Origin of the sequence: Vibrio sp. Vb1127, from assembly GCF_033338735.1 — a bacterium.
Taxonomy (GTDB): domain Bacteria; phylum Pseudomonadota; class Gammaproteobacteria; order Enterobacterales; family Vibrionaceae; genus Vibrio; species Vibrio alginolyticus.
The window spans coordinates 39,973-59,380 of record NZ_JAWOTF010000008.1 but is presented as its reverse complement, the minus strand read 5'-3'; the positions used below and the strand labels follow the sequence as shown (position 1 = coordinate 59,380).

General features: G+C 46.4%; 15 protein-coding genes and 1 riboswitch. Of the genes, 10 read left to right on the top strand and 5 right to left on the bottom strand.

All coding sequences use genetic code 11. The features are described from left to right. Positions 1-58 precede the first annotated feature (58 nt). Genes R7H07_RS12760 through R7H07_RS12745 form a run of 4 tightly spaced genes read left to right on the top strand, consistent with a single transcriptional unit; the run spans position 59 to position 6,336 of the window. A complete protein-coding gene (locus tag R7H07_RS12760) occupies positions 59-1,771 on the top strand; it encodes an autotransporter assembly complex protein TamA (protein WP_005379622.1) in 1,713 nt (570 codons plus the stop codon). Then, positions 1,768-5,532, top strand: coding sequence for a translocation/assembly module TamB domain-containing protein (locus tag R7H07_RS12755; protein WP_206959336.1), 3,765 nt, complete (start codon positions 1,768-1,770; stop codon positions 5,530-5,532). Before R7H07_RS12760 ends, R7H07_RS12755 begins: the two co-directional genes overlap by 4 nt. A 44-nt stretch (positions 5,533-5,576) precedes the next feature. Then, positions 5,577-5,924, top strand: a complete 348-nt coding sequence (locus tag R7H07_RS12750) for a gamma-glutamylcyclotransferase (protein WP_005379626.1) — start codon at positions 5,577-5,579, stop codon at positions 5,922-5,924. Between the two features lie 49 nt (positions 5,925-5,973). Continuing rightward, on the top strand, positions 5,974-6,336 hold the full coding sequence (locus R7H07_RS12745) for a DUF2799 domain-containing protein (RefSeq protein ID WP_025768360.1): 363 nt from the start codon (positions 5,974-5,976) through the stop codon (positions 6,334-6,336). A gap of 73 nt (positions 6,337-6,409) precedes the next feature. Here R7H07_RS12745 and ppa read toward each other — a convergent pair whose 3' ends face one another. Then, on the bottom strand, positions 6,410-6,940 hold the full coding sequence (gene ppa, locus R7H07_RS12740) for an inorganic diphosphatase (RefSeq protein ID WP_005379635.1): 531 nt from the start codon (positions 6,938-6,940) through the stop codon (positions 6,410-6,412). Positions 6,941-7,067: 127 nt separating this feature from the next. Beyond that, complete coding sequence (gene fbp, locus R7H07_RS12735; RefSeq protein WP_005383114.1) at positions 7,068-8,084, bottom strand: class 1 fructose-bisphosphatase; 1,017 nt, start codon at positions 8,082-8,084, stop codon at positions 7,068-7,070. A 312-nt stretch (positions 8,085-8,396) separates the two neighbouring features. On the opposite strand from fbp, the gene mpl reads away from it, so the two are divergent. From mpl to thiQ, 5 genes are all read left to right on the top strand, one after another. Then, entirely contained in the window at positions 8,397-9,755 is a 1,359-nt protein-coding gene (gene mpl, locus R7H07_RS12730) for a UDP-N-acetylmuramate:L-alanyl-gamma-D-glutamyl-meso-diaminopimelate ligase (RefSeq protein WP_161440778.1), read from the top strand. Positions 9,756-9,760: 5 nt separating this feature from the next. Next, on the top strand, positions 9,761-10,399 hold the full coding sequence (locus tag R7H07_RS12725) for a flavin prenyltransferase UbiX (RefSeq protein ID WP_025768362.1): 639 nt from the start codon (positions 9,761-9,763) through the stop codon (positions 10,397-10,399). 37 nt (positions 10,400-10,436) lie between these two features. Next, a riboswitch (TPP riboswitch) is annotated at positions 10,437-10,573 on the top strand. 72 nt (positions 10,574-10,645) lie between these two features. Beyond that, positions 10,646-11,638 carry a thiamine ABC transporter substrate binding subunit gene (gene thiB, locus R7H07_RS12720; protein WP_206959334.1) on the top strand — a complete coding sequence of 331 codons (993 nt, stop codon included), beginning with the start codon at positions 10,646-10,648 and terminating at the stop codon, positions 11,636-11,638. A 41-nt stretch (positions 11,639-11,679) separates the two neighbouring features. After that, positions 11,680-13,266, top strand: coding sequence for a thiamine/thiamine pyrophosphate ABC transporter permease ThiP (gene thiP, locus R7H07_RS12715; RefSeq protein WP_086046505.1), 1,587 nt, complete (start codon positions 11,680-11,682; stop codon positions 13,264-13,266). Further along, on the top strand, positions 13,266-13,970 hold the full coding sequence (gene thiQ, locus R7H07_RS12710; protein WP_047101922.1) for a thiamine ABC transporter ATP-binding protein: 705 nt from the start codon (positions 13,266-13,268) through the stop codon (positions 13,968-13,970). Before thiP ends, thiQ begins: the two co-directional genes overlap by 1 nt. 19 nt (positions 13,971-13,989) lie before the next feature. Here the strand turns inward: thiQ and R7H07_RS12705 are convergent, their stop codons facing one another. After that, complete coding sequence (locus tag R7H07_RS12705) at positions 13,990-14,937, bottom strand: LysR family transcriptional regulator (RefSeq protein WP_206959332.1); 948 nt, start codon at positions 14,935-14,937, stop codon at positions 13,990-13,992. Between the two features lie 92 nt (positions 14,938-15,029). Between R7H07_RS12705 and R7H07_RS12700 the strand changes: the two genes are divergently transcribed. Next, the gene (locus tag R7H07_RS12700; protein WP_053349696.1) at positions 15,030-16,106 is read left to right on the top strand and encodes an alkene reductase; all 1,077 of its coding nucleotides are present in this window, start codon (positions 15,030-15,032) and stop codon (positions 16,104-16,106) included. 63 nt (positions 16,107-16,169) lie between these two features. Here the strand turns inward: R7H07_RS12700 and R7H07_RS12695 are convergent, their stop codons facing one another. Further along, positions 16,170-16,607: a universal stress protein gene (locus R7H07_RS12695; protein ID WP_005379654.1), complete on the bottom strand. Its 438-nt coding sequence runs from the start codon at positions 16,605-16,607 to the stop codon at positions 16,170-16,172. A gap of 45 nt (positions 16,608-16,652) precedes the next feature. Beyond that, positions 16,653-19,232 (bottom strand): TRAP transporter permease, encoded by a 2,580-nt coding sequence (locus R7H07_RS12690; protein ID WP_017820274.1) that lies wholly within the window; start codon positions 19,230-19,232, stop codon positions 16,653-16,655. Positions 19,233-19,408: the final 176 nt, after the last annotated feature.

Sequence of the window (19,408 nt, the reverse complement as noted above, 5' to 3'; positions counted from 1 at the left end):
GAATCTAATTGGCGTTATCATTATTTACGTTTACTTAACCTCATTCAGCCATAAAAGCATGATAAAAAAAGCTCTCCCCACCATTGTTGGCCTGTTTGCCTTTTCTCATGGTGCCTATGCCGATGTTTCTTTGACTTTGAAAGGCATTGATGGCGCTTTAGAAGAGAATGTCAGTGCGTATCTATCATCTATTCCAGAGAAGGATTACTCCACTTCTCTGCGTTTTCAAGCGAGATTAGATCAAAGTATCACTGAAGCGCTTAACGCGCTTGGGTATTATCATGCAAAAATTTCATACTCTATTCCTGAAGCGAATGATGAGTTAATTGTGCTCATCAAGCCGGGCTTGCCAGTGAAAGTGAAAGTCATGGATGTGGTCATCACTGGAGAGGCCAAGGACGATGAAGAGTTTGCAAAACTTATTGAGCGCTCTCCGCTCAAAGTTGGCCAAGTTTTGAATCAAGGCCAATACGACACCCTTAAGTCAGGCATTCGTAACTTGGCGCTTCAGCGTGGTTACTTCAATGGTGAGTTTACGCTAAGTCGATTAGAGGTTATCCCTGATCTGAACGAAGCTAATGTCCGTTTGCACTACAGCAGTGGAATACGTTTCAATTTTGGCGACGTTTCTTTTATTGGCAACCACATCTGGGAAGACCGTGTCGCATCACTACAACCTTTTAAAGAAGGGGACCCATACAACGTTTCGAAGCTGGGCGAGTTTAACCAGAAGCTATCAAATACGGAGTGGTTTTCCTCAGTTTTTGTTGAGCCTGAATTGGATAGGCTTGATGATGGCCGAGACTTGCCAATTAAAGTGTCTTTATCTCCTGCTTCGAAGAATCAGATCGAGACGGGTATTGGTTACTCAACGGATGTCGGCGTTCGAGGAACGTTGAAGTGGAAGAAACCTTGGGTGAGCTCCCGAGGACACAGTTTCAACACTGCTTTATCCCTATCTAAGCCAGAGCAAACCGTGACTGCTTCTTACAAAATTCCTTTAGAAGATGTCGCTAACGATTATTATCAAGTTCAATATGGGCTTAAAAACCTAGACAACCGTGACACACAGAGTATCGAGTCTAACCTTGCAGTGGAACGTCATTGGTTAGCAGACGGTGGTTGGCATAATACCGTTTATGTTCGTCATTTGTACGAGAGCTTTACGCAAGGTTTACAAGATGATGAATTCAACTTCGTACTTCCAGGTGCGACATTTTCTCGGACTAGGGTTCGAGGGGGCAATATGCCAATGTGGGGAGACAAGCAAAGCATCACTATTGAGTATGGTGATACCGCTATGCTTTCTGAAACTAGAGTGCTCCGCTTAATTGGCTCGACTTCTTGGATTCGTGGTATTGGAGAGAATCATCGTGGTTTGTTCCGCTTAGAAGGTGGTGCGAATATTACCGATGAACTTGAAAAACTATCACCGTCGCTGCGTTTCTTCGCTGGTGGTGACAATAATATTCGTGGTTACGGCTATGAATCTATTTCACCTGTGGATGAGAGTGGTGCTTTGACGGGTGGTAAATACATTGTTAGCAGTACATTAGAATACCAATATCGTGTTTATGGAAACTGGTGGGCTGCAACGTTTTACGATATTGGTGATGCGTTTAATGAAACACCAGATTGGAAATCAGGCGCAGGTGTTGGTATCCGCTGGGCGTCTCCGGTGGGCCCTGTTAGTTTTGATTTTGCATGGGGGTTGGATGCAAAACCAGAACGAGAGTTTCGTATCCACTTCTCATTGGGGCCTGAGCTATGATCAAAATGATGTTTAAGTGGACCAAATGGCTGTCGCTCAGTTTGATTGGTCTATTGCTGTTGCTCATCATTATTGTCGCGACAGTTTTGTTTACCCACCCAGGCCTCAAATTTGCCTTGTGGGGAGCTGAAAAAGCATTACCACAATTGCAGATTGAAAAAGTGCAGGGTTCATTGTTTCCTCGCTTCGAACTGCATAACGTCAGTTTTGTCGATGAGTCTTTGAATATCGACGCCAAAGTCGAGCGTTTAGCTTTGGCAGTGAACTTCCGCTGTTTCTTTGACCCTAAGGTCTGTGTCGATGAGTTAAGACTGCAGGGGCTTGACTTTAAGATGCCAGAGCTACCGCCAGCAAGCGAGGAGCAAGAGGAAACACCACCACTGCGTTCTATCAGTACGCCAGTGCCAATTTTTGTTAATAAAGTCAGCTTTAATGACATCAATGTCAATGTGCTGGGCAATCAAATTGATTGGCAAATGTTCTCGACCGCTTTGTCGATGCAAGGCGATCGTTTGGTGATCGCACCAACAGCATTGAAAGACATTAATGTTGCGCTCGCACCAAGTGAAGCGGCCCCAGAAGCGGTTGTTGAAGAGCCGAAAGAAGCCGATGCTACGCCGCAAGATATTGTGTTACCCGAAGTATGGATTCCACTGACGGTGGAAGCGCGCCGTCTTGATATTCACAATTTCAAACTGGCGGGAGAAACGCCAGTGATCGTCAATCATCTTGGTTTGGTTGCAAGAGCAGGCGGTGAACGTGTTGATGTCAAAACGTTAGAGCTCGACATGCCAGAAGTGGAAGGCAAGTTGAGCACACAAGTGACGCTTTCTTCTGATTACCCTATCAAAGCGCAATTGGACGCGTTAGTAAAGCAAGCAGATGCGAAGGGACAAAAACTGTCGCTTTCGGTCTCGGGTTCGGTTGGTGATTTGTCACTAAATGCTACGCTTTCTGAGCTTGTACAAGCGGAGATCAAAGGTGATATTCAACCGCTTAAAACGCAGTTACCGTTTGATGTCGCGATTAAAAATGTACAGGCGCAATGGCCGCTATTTGGACAAAGCGATTACCAGGTTTCTGTACCAAGCTTGGCGGCAAAAGGCTCACTTGATGGCTACGAAGTCGCATTAGAAACCAAAGCTTCGGGCAAAGATATTCCCGCCGTTGATGTCGCACTAAACGGCAAAGGTACGTTAGAGCAAATTGACCTCGAAAGCCTTGTAGTGAAAACCTTAGGGGGCGAACTCTCTGGGAAAGTCATGGCCAATTGGGCCGCGCCAATCAACTGGCAAGCTGACTTAAACCTGAAGAACATTCAACCAGGATTGCAGTGGAAAGAAGCCGAAGGGGATATCAGCGGTAATCTTTCGACTTCGGGGTCGTTAACAGAACAAGGCGGTTGGCAAGTCAGTTTGCCTAAGTTAGACATTGACGGCATTTTGCGAGGTTATCCGCTGAATGTTGAAGGGCAACTTGAAGCGTCAGATAAGAACGGCAAAGGCGAAGACATCCAACTTACCACTCAGGGTTTAGCGCTTTCTCATGGCCCGAACCAACTGAGTGCAAAGGGTAAGATCGATAAGCAAATTCTGATGGATGTTGAGGTTAACTTCCCTGATTTTGCAAAAAGTGTTCCCGATCTTGCAGGTAAAATGCAAGGTAAAGTAGCACTACGTGGTAGCTTGAAAGAACCAGACATCAATCTTGATCTCGCTTTAAATCAGATAAACTGGCAGCAACAGGCGAACGTAGAAACGATCACCTTAAAGGGTGATGTGAAGCCTCTGCCAGCACCAAAAGCGAACATAAGCCTAATTGCGAACAACATTACCTATGACGACATAAAAGTTGATAGTGCTGACCTTGAAGTCTCTGGGGATGAAAAACTGCATCAACTTACGCTCGATGTAGTGTCTGACCTGGTGTCGACCAGTTTAGAAATTGAAGGGACATTCCAGCAGAAACCAGAAATGATTTGGGATGGGGCGCTGCGCCGCTTGACGCTGAGCTCGCAACAAGGCCCGTGGGCGTTGCAAAAATCGACCGCGGTGAAGGTCAATATCGACAAACAGATCGCGAACGTTCAAGCGCATTGTTGGTTGCAAGCTGAGTCGAGCGTATGTCTAACCGAAGACATTAGTGTCGGTAAGAGTGGCCAGGCGAAGTTAGCCATCAATGATTTTGATTTTGACCAAATCAAACAATTCCTGCCGCCAGAAACCAAGCTGCAAGGCTCGGTTAATGCACAGGCTTTTGCTAAATGGGCACCAGAGAAAAAGCCTGAAGTAACCTTAAGTGTCAATATGCCAAAAGGCCAAGTTGAACAAGCGCTTGAACAGCCAATTAAAGTCGCTTGGGAAAGCTTCAACTTTAAAGCAGCATTAGCGAAAGACAAGCTTGATGCCGAGTGGCTATTTGATGTGAAAGATAACGGTGACTTGTCTGGTAAGGTTTCTTTACTGAATGTCTCGTCTGAAAAGCCCACTATTGATGGTAAGGTTTCACTCTCTACGTTCCACTTGGATTTCTTGGCACCGTTGATTGGTGAGTACAGCTTGTTTAAAGCAAACATGAATACTGACCTAGCGATATCAGGTGACGTCATGCATCCGAAGGTGAATGGTCAGTTCTTGATTGACCAAATGAAGCTACAGGGTGAAGTCACACCGATAGATATAAACTCAGGGCAGGTCGTCATCAACTTTAAAGGCCATCAAGCGGACTTGGATGCCGGAATTTTAACCCCGGATGGTGAGTTGAACGTTACCGGTGATGCCGACTGGCAGGACTTACAGAACTGGCGCACTAAAGCGCGTGTATTTGCTAAAGAGCTCAATGTTGATTTGCCCCCAATGGTAAAAATCAAAGTGGAGCCTGACATGACAATAGATGTGACCCCTCAGCTTGCGAAAATTGAGGGTGATATTAATTTGCCATGGGGCAGAATTGTCGTCGAAGAGCTTCCACCAAGTGCGGTAGGCGTATCGAGTGATACCGTTATTCTCGATAAAAACTTGCAGCCAGTGGACGATGTGGCTGCGATGCCGTTTGATGTGGAAACGAACATCAACATTAAAATTGGTGATGACTTCCAACTTGCCGCTTTTGGTTTAAAAGGTGGGTTGAAAGGGAACCTAAACGTGACACAAAAAGACAAAGGTCCTTTCATCGTTGGTGAAGTGAATGTTGTCGACGGTTCTTATCGTTCGTTTGGTCAGGACTTATTGATTAAAGAAGGTAAGATTCTGATGAATGGTCCACCAGATCAACCTTACTTGTCTATCAAAGCGATTCGTAATCCAGACAATACCCAAGATGATGTCATTGCGGGGGTACAAGTGTCAGGCCCAGCATCTGATCCGAGTATAGAAATTTTCTCAGAGCCCGCGATGAACCAAGCCAATGCACTTTCTTATCTACTTCGTGGTCAAGATATTGATGGTGAAGCCGGTGGTAATGCAATGACAACTACCTTAATTGGTTTAAGCTTGGCGAAGAGTGGTCGTGTGGTTGGTGAAATCGGTGAAGCCTTTGGCGTACAGGATTTACAGCTGGACACTGCTGGGTCGGGCGATGACTCGCAAGTGACGGTGAGTGGTTATATTCTGCCAGGTTTGCAGGTGAAATATGGTGTCGGCATCTTTAACTCCCTAGGTGAGTTCACTGTGCGTTACCGATTGATGCAAGACTTGTATTTAGAAGCGGTATCTGGTGTAGATAGCGCCGTTGACCTACTCTATCAGTTTGAGTTCGATTAAAGTGCTTTAACCTAAGCATACACAGTCATGACTAAGGAGTGGTTATGCAGCATTTGATTTTTGTCTACGGCACGTTACGCAAGGGAGAGTACAACCATCAGTATTTGCGCTCGGCGCAGTTTCTTGGTTTACATGAAACGGATGCTCAATTTGCAATGTATGACTTAGGCCCTTATCCAGCGTTGTCTGATGGGCAACGCTCGATTCAAGGTGAAGTGTACCTGATTGACAGTGAAACCTTATCTGAGCTAGATAGGTTAGAAGATGTGCCAGTGGAATATCGCCGAGAGAGCATCGTTACGCCTTTTGGCCAAGCTTGGATCTACTTATATCAAGATACTGAGCAGTTAACCGAAGAAATCGCTTCCGGCGATTGGTGTCAAAAGGTGTGAGCTATACTTACATTATCAATAGCAACGAGCTAAACACTAAGGAGTCACGATGAAAACATTCGTAATTGGAGTAATGGCGTTGCTTCTTGCTGCATGCGCACAAACAACACTACCGACTTCGAATAATGTGACCGATTGGCAAGTGTTTGGTAAGCAGTCAGCTTTAGATGGATTACGGGAGTTATCTGAGGAGCGAATTGCGAAGCTGGATGATGTTAACCATGCGACGCCAGAACTGATAATGGCTTATCAAGCGGGTTACCAGCAAGGCAAACAAGAGTATTGTGAGCAAAGTGCTTATATGCTCGGTGTTATCGGGCGTCCGTATTTTGGCATTTGTGATGATGTTGACCCCTTCTTTCAACATGACTACGACGCTGGACGAATGTCTTCAGCAGGCGCACCTATCTAGTTGACACAGGTAAGATGAAAGCAAAAGAGCTGCCCTAGAGCAGCTCTTTTTAATTTTGTATCAGCAGTGATGTTTATTTTTTCTGAGCGCGCTCGTAAGATTCTAGGATCTCAGCTTTAGCGGCAGCAACATCTGCCCAACCATCCACTTTCACCCATTTGCCTGCTTCAAGCTCTTTGTAACGCTCAAAGAATTGCGTGATCTGCGCTTTCAGTAGTTCTGGGATATCGTCCACATCTTGGATGTGCTCGTACTCTTTCGAGATTTTTGAGTGGGGAACCGCAAACACTTTTGCATCTTCACCCGATTCATCTGTCATCTTCAAAACGCCAACAGGACGGCAGCGAATGACTGAACCTGGCATGAGTGGGTATGGTGTTGGTACCAATACGTCGACTGGGTCGCCATCAAGAGACAGGGTATTGTTCACATAGCCATAGTTGCATGGGTAGAACATTGGTGCAGACATGAAACGGTCGACAAATACAGCACCAGAGTCTTTATCTACTTCGTACTTGATTGGATCTGCATTTGCAGGAATTTCGATCACGACATAGATATCTTCAGGCAGCGACTTGCCTGCTGGTACATGGTTTAAGCTCATTAGAATATTCCTTTTCATTAACGATGAGTCACACAAAAGCGGCTTCATCTGATGATAAATTCGCGTTTCACTTTAGCGACAAAAACGCGGCAGGTAAACACCTGCCGCGTTGGACAAAGGTCTGAAATTATTCTTCGTCGCGGTGCAGTTCAAGGAACTCTTCAACTTTGCGAACCATGTTCTTCGAACCCACAAAGAAAGGTACACGCTGGTGCAACTCAGTAGGCTTGATGTCCATAATGCGATTCACGCCGTCCGATGCAATGCCGCCAGCTTGCTCAATGAGGAATGCCATAGGGTTACATTCGTAAAGCAGGCGTAGCTTGCCTTGTGGGTGGCTTTGTGTGCTTGGGTAAAGGTAGATACCACCTTTCAGTAGGTTGCGGTGGAAATCAGCAACCAGCGAGCCAATGTAGCGAGAAGTGTATGGGCGACCGTCTTCTGGCACGTTTTCTTGGCAGTACTTGATGTACTTCTTCACCCCTTGAGGGAAACGAATGTAATTACCTTCGTTGATGGAGTAGATCTTACCATCATCAGGAATCATCATGTTTTCATGAGAAAGACAGAAGCTGCCGATAGATGGGTCGTAAGTAAAGCCGTTTACGCCGTTACCAGTTGTGTATACCAACATGGTGGAGGAGCCGTAAATTACGTAGCCCGCAGCCACTTGTTTGTGACCAGGTTGTAGGAAGTCTTCTTCAGTTGGTGGAGTACCGATTGGAGAAACACGACGGTAAATCGAGAAGATAGTACCAACAGAGACGTTCACATCGATGTTAGAAGAACCATCAAGTGGGTCCATCAGTACTACATATTTGGCGTTTTGGTTGAGTTCTTTATTGAACGCAACTGCTTCGTCTTCTTCTTCACTGGCAACGCCACACACTTGATCACGAGCTTCAAGCGCGGCTTTAAACTTATCGTTCGCGTAAACATCGAGCTTTTGCTGATCTTCACCTTGGACATTTTCCGTGCCTACAGCACCAGTGATATCACCGAGACCCGCTGCGTTGATTTCGCGGTTAACGATTTTTGCAGCTAAACGAATGGAGGCTAAAAGGGATGATAGATCACCGCTAGCGTGGGGGAAATCCGCTTGTTTTTCGACAATGAACTCGCCTAGGGTGCGCAGTCCTGACATGGTTAATCCTTACATTTTCATTTCATTGGGGGTAGTGCGCAAGTGAGCATCTCTTTATGGATGTTAAACGATTGCGCTGGATGTAAGTTTAAGTCGCAGATCTTTTTAATGGTAATGAAGTAACTGTTTGAGATCTCAATTTATTTGTAGACTTGTTTGAGGGATTCATCAGTAAGCAAGAGGTTGTACAGTCTGTGTTCAACCTTGTCATATTTGTGAAAGGGACTGCAAGAAGAAGGCTAAAGTCACTCGCTTTTCAGGCGGTAATCGCGATAATGAAAGCATTAAAAAACGCATTACAAGGTTTAGTTTATGCACATTCATATCTTGGGTATCTGTGGCACATTTATGGGCGGCGCAGCGATTCTAGCGCGCCAATTAGGACATAAAGTCACTGGTTCTGATGCCAACGTTTATCCGCCAATGAGCACACTGCTTGAGTCTCAAGGTATTGAAATTATTGAAGGCTTTGACCCGTCTCAACTCGACCCTCAACCAGATCTTGTGGTGATTGGTAATGCGATGAGCCGTGGCAACCCTTGTGTCGAGCATGTGCTCAACACTAACATGCGTTACACCTCTGGCCCGCAGTGGCTCAACGAGTTTTTGCTGCATGATCGTTGGGTATTGGCGGTATCGGGTACACATGGGAAAACGACCACGTCGAGCATGCTTGCTTGGATACTTGAAGATTGTGGTTATCAACCGGGTTTCTTAGTCGGTGGGGTACTCGGTAACTTCGGAGTGTCTGCTCGTTTGGGTGAAAGTATGTTTTTTGTCGTTGAAGCGGACGAATATGACAGTGCTTTTTTCGATAAGCGTTCTAAGTTTGTGCATTACCATCCTCGCACTTTAATCATGAACAATCTTGAGTTTGATCATGCTGATATCTTCGATGATCTAGAAGCGATCAAGCGCCAATTCCATCATTTAGTGCGAACTGTACCGGGCAATGGATTGATCTTAGCGCCGAGAAAAGATCAGGCGTTAGCGGATGTATTAGAGCGTGGCTGCTGGACTGAAAAACAGTTCTCTGGTGAGAATGGTGACTGGCAAGCGCACAAATTAGTGCTTGATGGCTCAAAATTTGACGTTGCGTTGCAAGGCGAGAAGGTTGGTACCGTCGAATGGAATTTGGTGGGTGACCACAATGTGGATAATGCGCTGATGGCAATCGCTGCTGCACGACATGTTGGAGTCACTCCGGATCTTGCTTGCCAAGCATTAGGGCGTTTCATCAATACCAAGCGCCGTTTAGAGCTGAAAGGTGAAGAACAAGGTGTGACGGTTTACGATGATTTTGCGCATCACCCAACGGCAATTGAACTTACTGTCGGTGGTTTGCGTAACAAGGTAGGTGAAAAACGCATCCTAGCTGTGTTAGAGCCGCGTTCTGCCACCATGAAGCGTGGCGTACACAAAAATACACTTGCAGAGTCACTACACAGTGCAGATGAAGTCTTCTTGTTCCAGCCAGATAATATCGAGTGGTCTGTGCAAGACATTGCCGACCAATGCAAACAGCCAGCGTTTGTCGATGCGGATATAGATAACTTTGTAGCCAAGATCGTCGAACGTGCGCGAGCAGGTGACCAAATTCTAGTCATGAGTAATGGTGGCTTCGGTGGTATTCACGGAAAACTTCTTGAGCAGTTAAAACAAAAAGCCTGATTGATATGCAAAACAAAACACAACCCTCTCACAAAAAAGCCATCACGTTGGCATTAACGGGGGCTTCTGGTGCTCCCTACGGCCTTCGTCTTTTAGAATGCTTGGTTGCGGCGGATTATCATGTCTACGTTCTGATTTCTTCGGCAGCTCGTGTTGTGATGGCAACCGAGCATAATCTTAAGCTGCCAAGTGGCCCAGAAGCGGCGCAGCAAGCATTAGTAGAGCACCTGAACTGCAATCCAAATAACATCACCGTTTGCGGTAAAGACGATTGGTTCTCGCCGGTTGCGTCTGGTTCTGCTGCACCCAAGCAAATGGTGGTTTGCCCATGCTCTGCGGGAAGCGTTGCGGCCATAGCACACGGTATGTCGGACAACTTGATCGAACGGGCCGCTGATGTAGTAATGAAAGAGCGCGGGCAGCTGTTGCTCGTGGTTCGTGAAACGCCATTTTCAACGCTACATCTGGAGAACATGCACAAGCTATCGCAAATGGGCGTCACCATCATGCCAGCGGCCCCGGGCTTCTACCATCAGCCAAAGAGCATTGAAGACTTAGTGGATTTTATGGTGGCGAGAATTCTCGACCACTTAGGTATTGAGCAAGGTTTGGTGCCTCGTTGGGGCTATGACCAGCGCTCGTGAGCTGATTGTGTAACCACTCAAATACCTTTACAATCCATCCAACTCATCGGGGAGCAAACCCATTTTGCATTGAGTCAATCAATGCATTTGGGCGCTGAGACCTAAGTGCTTTACTAGGGACCCGTATTACCTGAACCAGATAATGCTGGCGTAGGAATTGAGTCTGGATATTGGAAATCCTTAATAGCCGCCTCAAACCCTGTGCCGCTCAACTTATTTCTCTGAAATACTCATGGAGAGCGAGCAGTGAAAACCACTCTAAATCTGATTGCCTTAGCTGCAATCACCTCTACTTCAGCGTTTGCCGCTGAAAACACATTAACCATCTATACCTACGACTCTTTTGCCTCAGATTGGGGGCCGGGTCCTAAAATCGAGCAAGCTTTTGAAGCAAAATGTGGCTGTGACGTTAACTTCGTGGCATTAGACGATGGTGTGTCGATCCTGAATCGTCTTCGTCTTGAAGGCGGTAATAGCAAAGCCGACATCGTGTTAGGTTTGGATAACAATCTGATGGCAGAAGCGAAGAAAACCGGTCTGCTTGCCGAGCACAATGTGGATACGGCTAACACAGTGTTACCAAACGGTTGGAGTGACACGACGTTTGTACCGTACGATTACGGCTACTTCGCGTTTGTGTACAACAAAGAGAAACTGGCTAATCCGCCGAAAAGCATGAAAGAGCTGGTGGAAACGCGCGACGATCTGAAAGTGATTTACCAAGATCCGCGGACTTCAACGCCGGGCCAAGGCTTAATGCTATGGATGAAATCTATTTATGGCGACGATGTGACGCAAGCGTGGCAGAAGCTAGCGAGCAAAACCGTAACGGTCACGAAAGGTTGGTCTGAGGCGTATTCTATGTTCCTCAATGGTGAGTCCGATTTAGTGCTTTCTTACACCACTTCACCTGCGTACCACTTAATTGCGGAAAACGATTCGAAGTTTGCTACGGCGAATTTTGCTGAAGGCCACTACATGCAAGTTGAAGTAGCCGCCAAAGTGAAAGGGGCAAAAAATTCAGAACTTGCTGATCAATTTATGAGTTTCATTTTAAGTGATGAGTTCCAATCGGCGATGCCAACGGGTAACTGGATGTACCCAGTCACTGACGTTGAGTTACCTAAAGGTTTTGAAACTTTGAGTGTTCCAAGCAAGTCGTTGAGCTTTAGTGCTGATGAAGTGGCAAAAATGCGTAAGTCTTGGATTCGCGAATGGCAAAGCGCATTGACGTTTTAGCTGACGTTTCCATCCTCATCTGAATGAGATAGGTTTTACCTTTGAATTCTGTTCCAAAAATAGGTTTAGGGGTCGCGATGATCATCGCGACCTTTGTTATTTCTGCCCTAGGTGCTTTGATTGTTCAAGCCCCTTCACTTGATGTGTCTGTGGTATGGGGCGACCCGTACTATCAACATGTCACCAAGTTCAGTTTCTACCAAGCGTTTCTTTCCACATTGCTCAGTGTTGGCTTTGCCATTCCAGTAGCGCACGCACTTTCGCGTCGCCAATTTATTGGTAAATCATTACTGCTTAAGCTGTTTGCATCGACACTGGTTTTGCCGGTTTTGGTTGGTGTTTTTGGGCTGTTAGCGATTTATGGCAACAGTGGTTTGTTGGCGCAGTGGTTGCAAAGTTTCGACACTAAACTGCCATTCTCTATTTACGGTTTGAACGGCATTTTACTCGCCCATGTGTTCTTTAATTTACCTTACGCGGCACGATTGCTTCTGCAAGCCTTGGAGTCTATTCCTGCCGAGCAGCATAAGCTTTGCGCGCATCTTGGGATGAGCCATTGGGATAAGTTTCGCTGGGTAGAATGGCCGCGTTTAAGGCAGCAGCTTCCCCACGTTTGTGGGTTGGTGTTTATGTTGTGCTTTACCAGTTTTGCCACTGTAATGGCGTTGGGGGGCGGGCCAAAATCCACCACCATTGAATTGGCCATTTACCAAGCGATTAAGTTTGATTTTGATTTACAAGCTGGGGCGTTATTGGCGCTGTGGCAGATGCTGTTATGTGGACTGCTTGCTATTGGAGTGCAGAAGTTAACAAGGCCTGTTTCTATCAGTGCTGGAAGCACATCGGTACAGCAATATTTAACGAAGGATCATGGGTGGTCAAAAGCTTGGGATAGCTTTTGGATCATAGGTGCCTTTTTACTGGTAATACCGCCGTTATTGATGGTGTTACTGAGTGGCATCAACCAACAAGTTTGGACAGTATTAACCGATGAGCGTTTTTGGTCTGCGCTATTGAACTCTCTCAAAGTCGCCTGTGTCGCTAGCGCGCTTGCGGTCGCTGCAGGGGTGTCCATACTATTGACCAGTCGCCGTTGGCGGTTGCAGTACAAAAACACGCGAGCCGATCAGATAGAGTTAATCGGCACCATTATTTTGGTGACTCCAGGTCTGGTGATTAGCACCGGTTTATTCTTACTACTGCGCGCATTTACCGATGTTTTTAGCTTGGCATTTTTTGTCGTGATTTTGGTGAACGGTTTGATGGCTTTGCCTTACGTGATCAAAACGCTAGCGCAACCGATGCTGCACATTGAGCAACAGTATCAGTATGTATGTGCCAGCTTAGGCATGCGTGGCTGGCAACGATTTAAAGTGGTGGAGTGGCAGGCGCTACGCAAGCCGTTTGCACATGCCTTTGCGATCAGCTTTATGTTTGCAATAGGGGATTTAAGTGCCATCGCACTGTTTGGTGGACAAGAGTTTCGTACCTTACCTCTGTATTTGTTCCAGTTGCTTGGCAGTTATCAGATGGACGCAGCTGCGGTGGTATCGGTGACCCTATTGTTGTTGAGTGTGGGCTGTTTTGCCTTGATTGAGAAAGTATTGAAAACGAAGGAGAGAGCGTAATGTTAGTGTTGGATGATGTGCAGTACACCTACCAACGTGAGCTGTTTCGTTTTGACTTAACGATTGAGCAAGGACAGATTGTATCGCTGATGGGACCAAGTGGGGCAGGGAAGTCAACCTTGCTGGCGTTGGTGGCAGGATTCATCCATCCTGACCGTGGTGATATTTGTGTTGATGGTGAGTCCATTGTTCGTAAAGAGCCTTATCTGCGTCCGTTCTCTATGTTGTTCCAAGAGCACAATTTGTTTGCTCACTTATCGGTGCGTGACAACATCGGTTTGGGCTTACACCCAGGGCTAAAGCTTACGGTGGACCAAAATCGTCAGATTGAACAAGCCGCGCAGCAAGTTGGTGTTGCAGAGTACCTCGACCGTTTGCCAGAGCATCTTTCTGGTGGCCAGCGTCAACGTGTTGCCTTAGCGCGTTGTTTTGTTCAGCCTCATCCCATGTGGCTGTTGGATGAGCCGTTCTCGGCGCTTGATCCGGTGTTGCGTGAAGAGATGCTAGGTTTGGTAAAAAAACTGGCAGCAGAGCGGGGAATAACCGTATTGATGGTCACGCACCATTTAAGCGATGCCAAAGCGATTGCCAGCCACTTTGTGTTTGTGGCGGATGGTAAAGTGGAAGCCGCGGGTGATATGTCTGCATTGAGTGAACAGCATGCTAGTGAGAAGCTTGCGGCATTTATCCGAGCCGCATGCTAGTGCCCCGATAGTTGCTGGGTTATGCTTCCCCGCAACATAAACCATGCCGAGGGCCAAATTCAAATTGAGCTCTTAAGCTCATGATATGGTCAATCATTGCTTGTACGCGCCGTGGGCGGTTTGCTCCAGGACGATAGACTAAATAAATAGGCATTGGTACAGTGTGCCATTGCGGCAACACTCTGACTAAGGTGCCACTTTCTAGCTCTTGCGTCATGTTCTGCACAGGTAAGTTCGCTATGCCTAGTCCTTTAAGTGCGCCTTTTAATATTGCTTCTACAGTTGTACTTGAGAAGTTACTGGTTATCGAAACATTGACGGTATTATCGTGTGAGATCAGCGTCCAAGGCCCTATTTCTGAAACATATTGATACCTCAAACAGTTGTGTTTTGTCAGATCTTCTGGCGTTTCAGGTACGCCGAACTCAGCTAAATACTCAGGGCTAGCAGCCAGGACTCGAGTGGTATAGCCTAATTTTTTTGCGATCAATCGATCATCAACTATCTGACCGACTCGAATTGCCATATCAAAGCCGTGTGAAAACAGATCAACAAAATCGTTCGATGCTTCTAACGCAATTTGTACTTTTGGCCATTGTTTTAAAAATGGCAAAAAGATGTGTTCCGCCATGTACGCATCCAACGCTGGTGGCGCGGAAATACGCAGCCGGCCTTGGATCTGTTGTTCCATCTCCTGTACGTCATGGCCAATTGAGTGGAATTCTTCAATTAAGCTTGCAGCACGCTCTAAAACCATTTGGCCAGCTTCGGTGATCACTAACTTTCGGGTTGTGCGCTCTAGGAGTTTGGCTTCAAAGTGTTGTTCGAGTTTGGTTATGGCTTTACTAACAGTAGATTTCGGTAGGTTTAACTCCAGCGCGCACTTGGTTAAGCTCAGTAGTCGACAGCTTGTGACAAAGATAGAAAGCGTTCTAAAGTCAATTGTTTCTAAATTGCGAACAATCACTTTCAATTATCCATATTGTTTCAATATTAATCTGATTATAGTCTGGCACCTCATCCTTAGCCATCAAGTTATTGTCATTTGAGGTAAACAACATGTCCAACTCTGTAGACTTATTTTCTCCTATCGAACTCGGTCAATTAGCATTAGATAACCGTGCCATTATGGCACCTTTAACGCGAGCTCGTGCTGGCGCAGACCATATTCCTAATGACCTTATGGTTGAATACTACGCTCAACGTGCGAGTGCCGGACTTATCATTGCTGAATGCACCATGGTGATGGAAGGTACGTCTGCTTTCATGGCAGAGCCGGGCATTTACAACGAAGAGCAAATCGCAGCTTGGAAAAAGGTAACGGATGCGGTTCATGAGAGAGGCGGTAAGATTGTACTGCAAATTTGGCATGCGGGACGAGCTTGTCATCCTGATCTGAATGAAGGAAAAACACCTGTAGCGGCGAGCGCATTGGCCATTCGTGATGAATTAGTTCATACCCCTTCGGGTAAGCAAGCATATACGGTACCACGAGCACTCGAAGTGGATGAGATAGCTTCCATTGTTGCGGCGTTTAAACAAGGTGCAGAAAACGCCAAGAAAGCCGGCTTTGATGGGGTCGAGATACATGGCGCCAATGGTTATCTTATTGATAACTTCCTTCGTGACGGTTCAAATTTACGTACCGATGAATACGGTGGCTCGGTTGAAAATCGTGCTCGATTTTTACTTGAGATAGTGAAAGAAGTCGTTGAGGTGTGGGGACCTGGAAGAGTCGGTCTGCGCACATCTCCGCTAAATGGATTTAATGACATGAAAGACAGTGATCCGGTTGGTTTGGTGCGTTACTTAGCAGAGCAACTTAATTCTTTCGATCTTGCTTATTGGCACGTGATGCGTGCGGATCTGAAAGGCGTACAAAAAGCAGATGTTCTCAAGCCAGCACGCGAAAACTATAAAGGTCACTTAATGGCGAACGTGGGCTACAGTGCACAAGAAGCGGCAACAGCAATTGCAGAAAACAAAGTTGATGTGGTCGCATTTGGCGTTCCCTTTATCGCAAACCCAGATTTAGTTGAGCGATTTAAGAAAAATGCACCTCTTAATGAGGCGAAACCAGAACACTTTTATTTGGGTGGAGCAGAAGGTTATACCGATTACCCAGTGATGGCATAACCCTTACTTGTTTAATATAAAAAGGACGCTAATGTTAGCGTCCTTTTTCGTTTCTGTATTTACTTAGCCTTGCGGTTTTACGACCATCACATTGATTGGAGAATATTCCACAACCTTACTCGCGACAGAGCCAAGCATTACTTTATTGATTTTAGAGCGCTTGTGACTTGGCATAATGATGAGATCAGCGCCTAAACGTTCTGCATAATCAAGAATGGTCGCGTAGGCCTTGCCTTCAGCAACATGCACTTGGTAAACCACATCTTCAGCAATATGCTCATTAGCGAAAGTTTTTAGTTGCTGCTTCACGTCTTGCTTCATTTTGGCCGCAGCATCTTTCGGAAAGTATGTGGCAACCATCGACATGTGAATACCAGGTAGTACCGTCAGAAGATGGATTTGAGCATTTGCTTGCTTTGCCTGCCAAACCGCTAGTTCAACCGCTCGGTCTGAAAAGCCTTGGTCATTTAGATCAACCGGAACAAGAATTTGTTTGTACATTCAATGTCTCTCATTAAGGCCCCTTTATCCTCGGGGCCAAATCGGTTATGCGCTCAATTGTTCCTTACGAGCACGACGTTTTTGGTTCATTGCAAGCACCAGCAAAATCATTAAGCATGGTACAAACACCCACTCTTTCATCGGACGGTCTGCATCCTGGATAACCCACTTGATTTCCCAATCAAAGTCGATACCTGCGGACTCTGCTGGACTACCAAATTCAACCATATCGACAATCATTTTGTTGTCACTTTCGGTCAGCATTAGACCCATAGATGAAATACGTGCGTCTGCTGTTGTCGCACTGTCTTCGAATGGAAGACGAACCGTTTTCTCAATGTAGTCGCCCTCAAGGTTTTCACCGGCAACACGTAACTCCAATGATTCTCCTACATTTAGTGTTTCCGTGATTTGAGCTACCTCAACGCCAGGAGAAAGAACTTTCGCTGGGTACAGCATGTCCCACCAAAAACCTGGACGGAAAAACGAAAATGTCAGTACTAATAATAGGACTGTTTCCCACCACTTGTTACGCGTGAACCACCACCCTTGAGTTGCCGCAGAGAATATCAGCATTGCAATGATCGATGAGATGACCGTGAGTGCCAAATGCCACCAAGAGTCGATCCCCATTAACAATAGTTGGGTATTGAACACAAACATGAACGGCAAAATAGCGGTTCGAATATCGTAAGTAAAACCTTGGATACCGGTACGAATTGGATCTGATTTCGCAATTGCTGCTGCTGCAAAAGCCGCAAGACCTACTGGTGGGGTATCGTCGGCCAAAATACCAAAGTAGAAAACGAACAAGTGCACCGCTATCAACGGAATAATCAAGCCATGCGCCGCGCCGAGCGTAACAATAACCGGCGCCATTAGCGTAGAGACCACGATGTAGTTCGCCGTTGTTGGCAGACCCATCCCCAGAACCAAGCTAATGATGGCGGTAAACAGCAGCATAAGAATGATGCTGCCACCAGAGATAAACTCGACGAAGTCGGTCATCACTAGGCCGATACCCGTTAGTGTAACAACACCAACAACGGTGCCCGCTGCCGCGGTTGCAACGCCGATACCGATCATATTGCGCGCACCAGAAACTAAGCTCTCGGCAAGATCGACAAAGCCATCTTTGGTTTGCTGAAGCATGTCACCTTGCTTTGACAGCAGTGCAATCAACGGACGTTGAGTCAGCAAAATGAAAATCATGAACACCGTTGCCCAGAATGCCGAAAGGCCAGGTGAGAAACGTTCGACAGTCAAACACCAAACTAATACGACGATAGGGAGTAGGTAGTGCAAGCCTGACTTAACGGTTGGGCCAGGATCAGGTACTTCTGTTAATTCTGCATCAATCTCAATTGCGCCATCTTGCACGTGATTTGCTGAGACTTTCACCAGCCCAACGTACGCGATTAATAGTGCGACGGTAACAATTGGTGTCGCGGCATCACCAAAGACGTCCTTTGTCCAACCCACTCCGTAGTAAACCAATGCGCTGATCACACACAATCCTAAGATTGTACCAGTAAAGGACAGCAGACTTTGTACTAGTGTTGGGTTGTGGCGACGAGGAAGGCCTGTCATGCCTGCTTTACACGCTTCAAGGTGAACAATGTAAATTAAAGCAATATAAGAGATTAGCGCTGGAAGTAGGGCGGCTTTAATCACCTCAACGTAGGAGATACCGACGTATTCCACCATCAAAAATGCTGCTGCACCCATGATTGGCGGTGTTAACTGACCATTGGTTGAAGCCGCTACCTCTACCGCACCCGCTTTTGTGCCGGGAAAGCCAACACGCTTCATCAGTGGAATGGTAAAGGTGCCAGTTGTTACTACGTTTGCGATTGAAGAGCCAGAAACCAGACCAGATAAACCTGATGCAACAACGGCCGCTTTAGCTGGACCACCTTTCATATGGCCAAGTAACGAGAAGGCAACTTTAATGAAGTAAGCACCAGCACCAGCGCGTTCCAGCATTGCTCCAAACAATACAAACAAGAAGACAAAAGAGGTAGAAACACCTAGCGCAACTCCAAATACGCCTTCAGTTGTTAGCCACAAGTGAGACATGGCCTTGTTCAAGCTTGCCCCTTTGTGCGCGATAACGTCAGGCATGTAAGGGCCTGCAAAGGTGTAAGTAAGGAAAACAGCAGCCACGACCATTAATGGTGGACCAAGTGCTCGGCGTGTTGCTTCTAAAAGGAGGAGCATACCGATAACAGCAACAACGATATCAACTGTTGTCGGTGCGCCTGAGCGTCCTGCTAGCTCAGTATAAAAAAGGTATATATAGGCTGCTGAAAAGCTGCCAGCCAACGCGAGTATCCAATCAACAAGAGGGATATGATCGCGAGGAGAGTTCTTCATCGCTGGATAAGCAGTGAAAGCCAAAAAGATCGCGAAAGTAAGGTGGATAGATCGCGCTTCCGTGTCGTTCAGTACGCCAAAATTGAAAATAAATGGTAACGGGGATGCGTACCATAATTGAAATAGTGACCAACACAGAGGAACAAACCAAAGGATTCGTCCTTGCATTCCCGAAGGGCTACGTGCACCTGTGTCTGCCTGAGCCACCATTTCTTGCACATCTTGTGACGGAGCTTGATTCGTCGCCATGTACTTTTTCCTTATTATTGATGGTCCTGTCTGATTTTTATCGAGAACCACACTTCGCCTCTATCAGTGTAGTGAATGGAGCGAAGTTTGCTTTCGAGTATTTTGCTGCCTGAACTCAAAGTGTTGATTGTTGGGTACTCTGTTAGGCGGCGTTTAAGTTTTCTTGGGTATGAGCT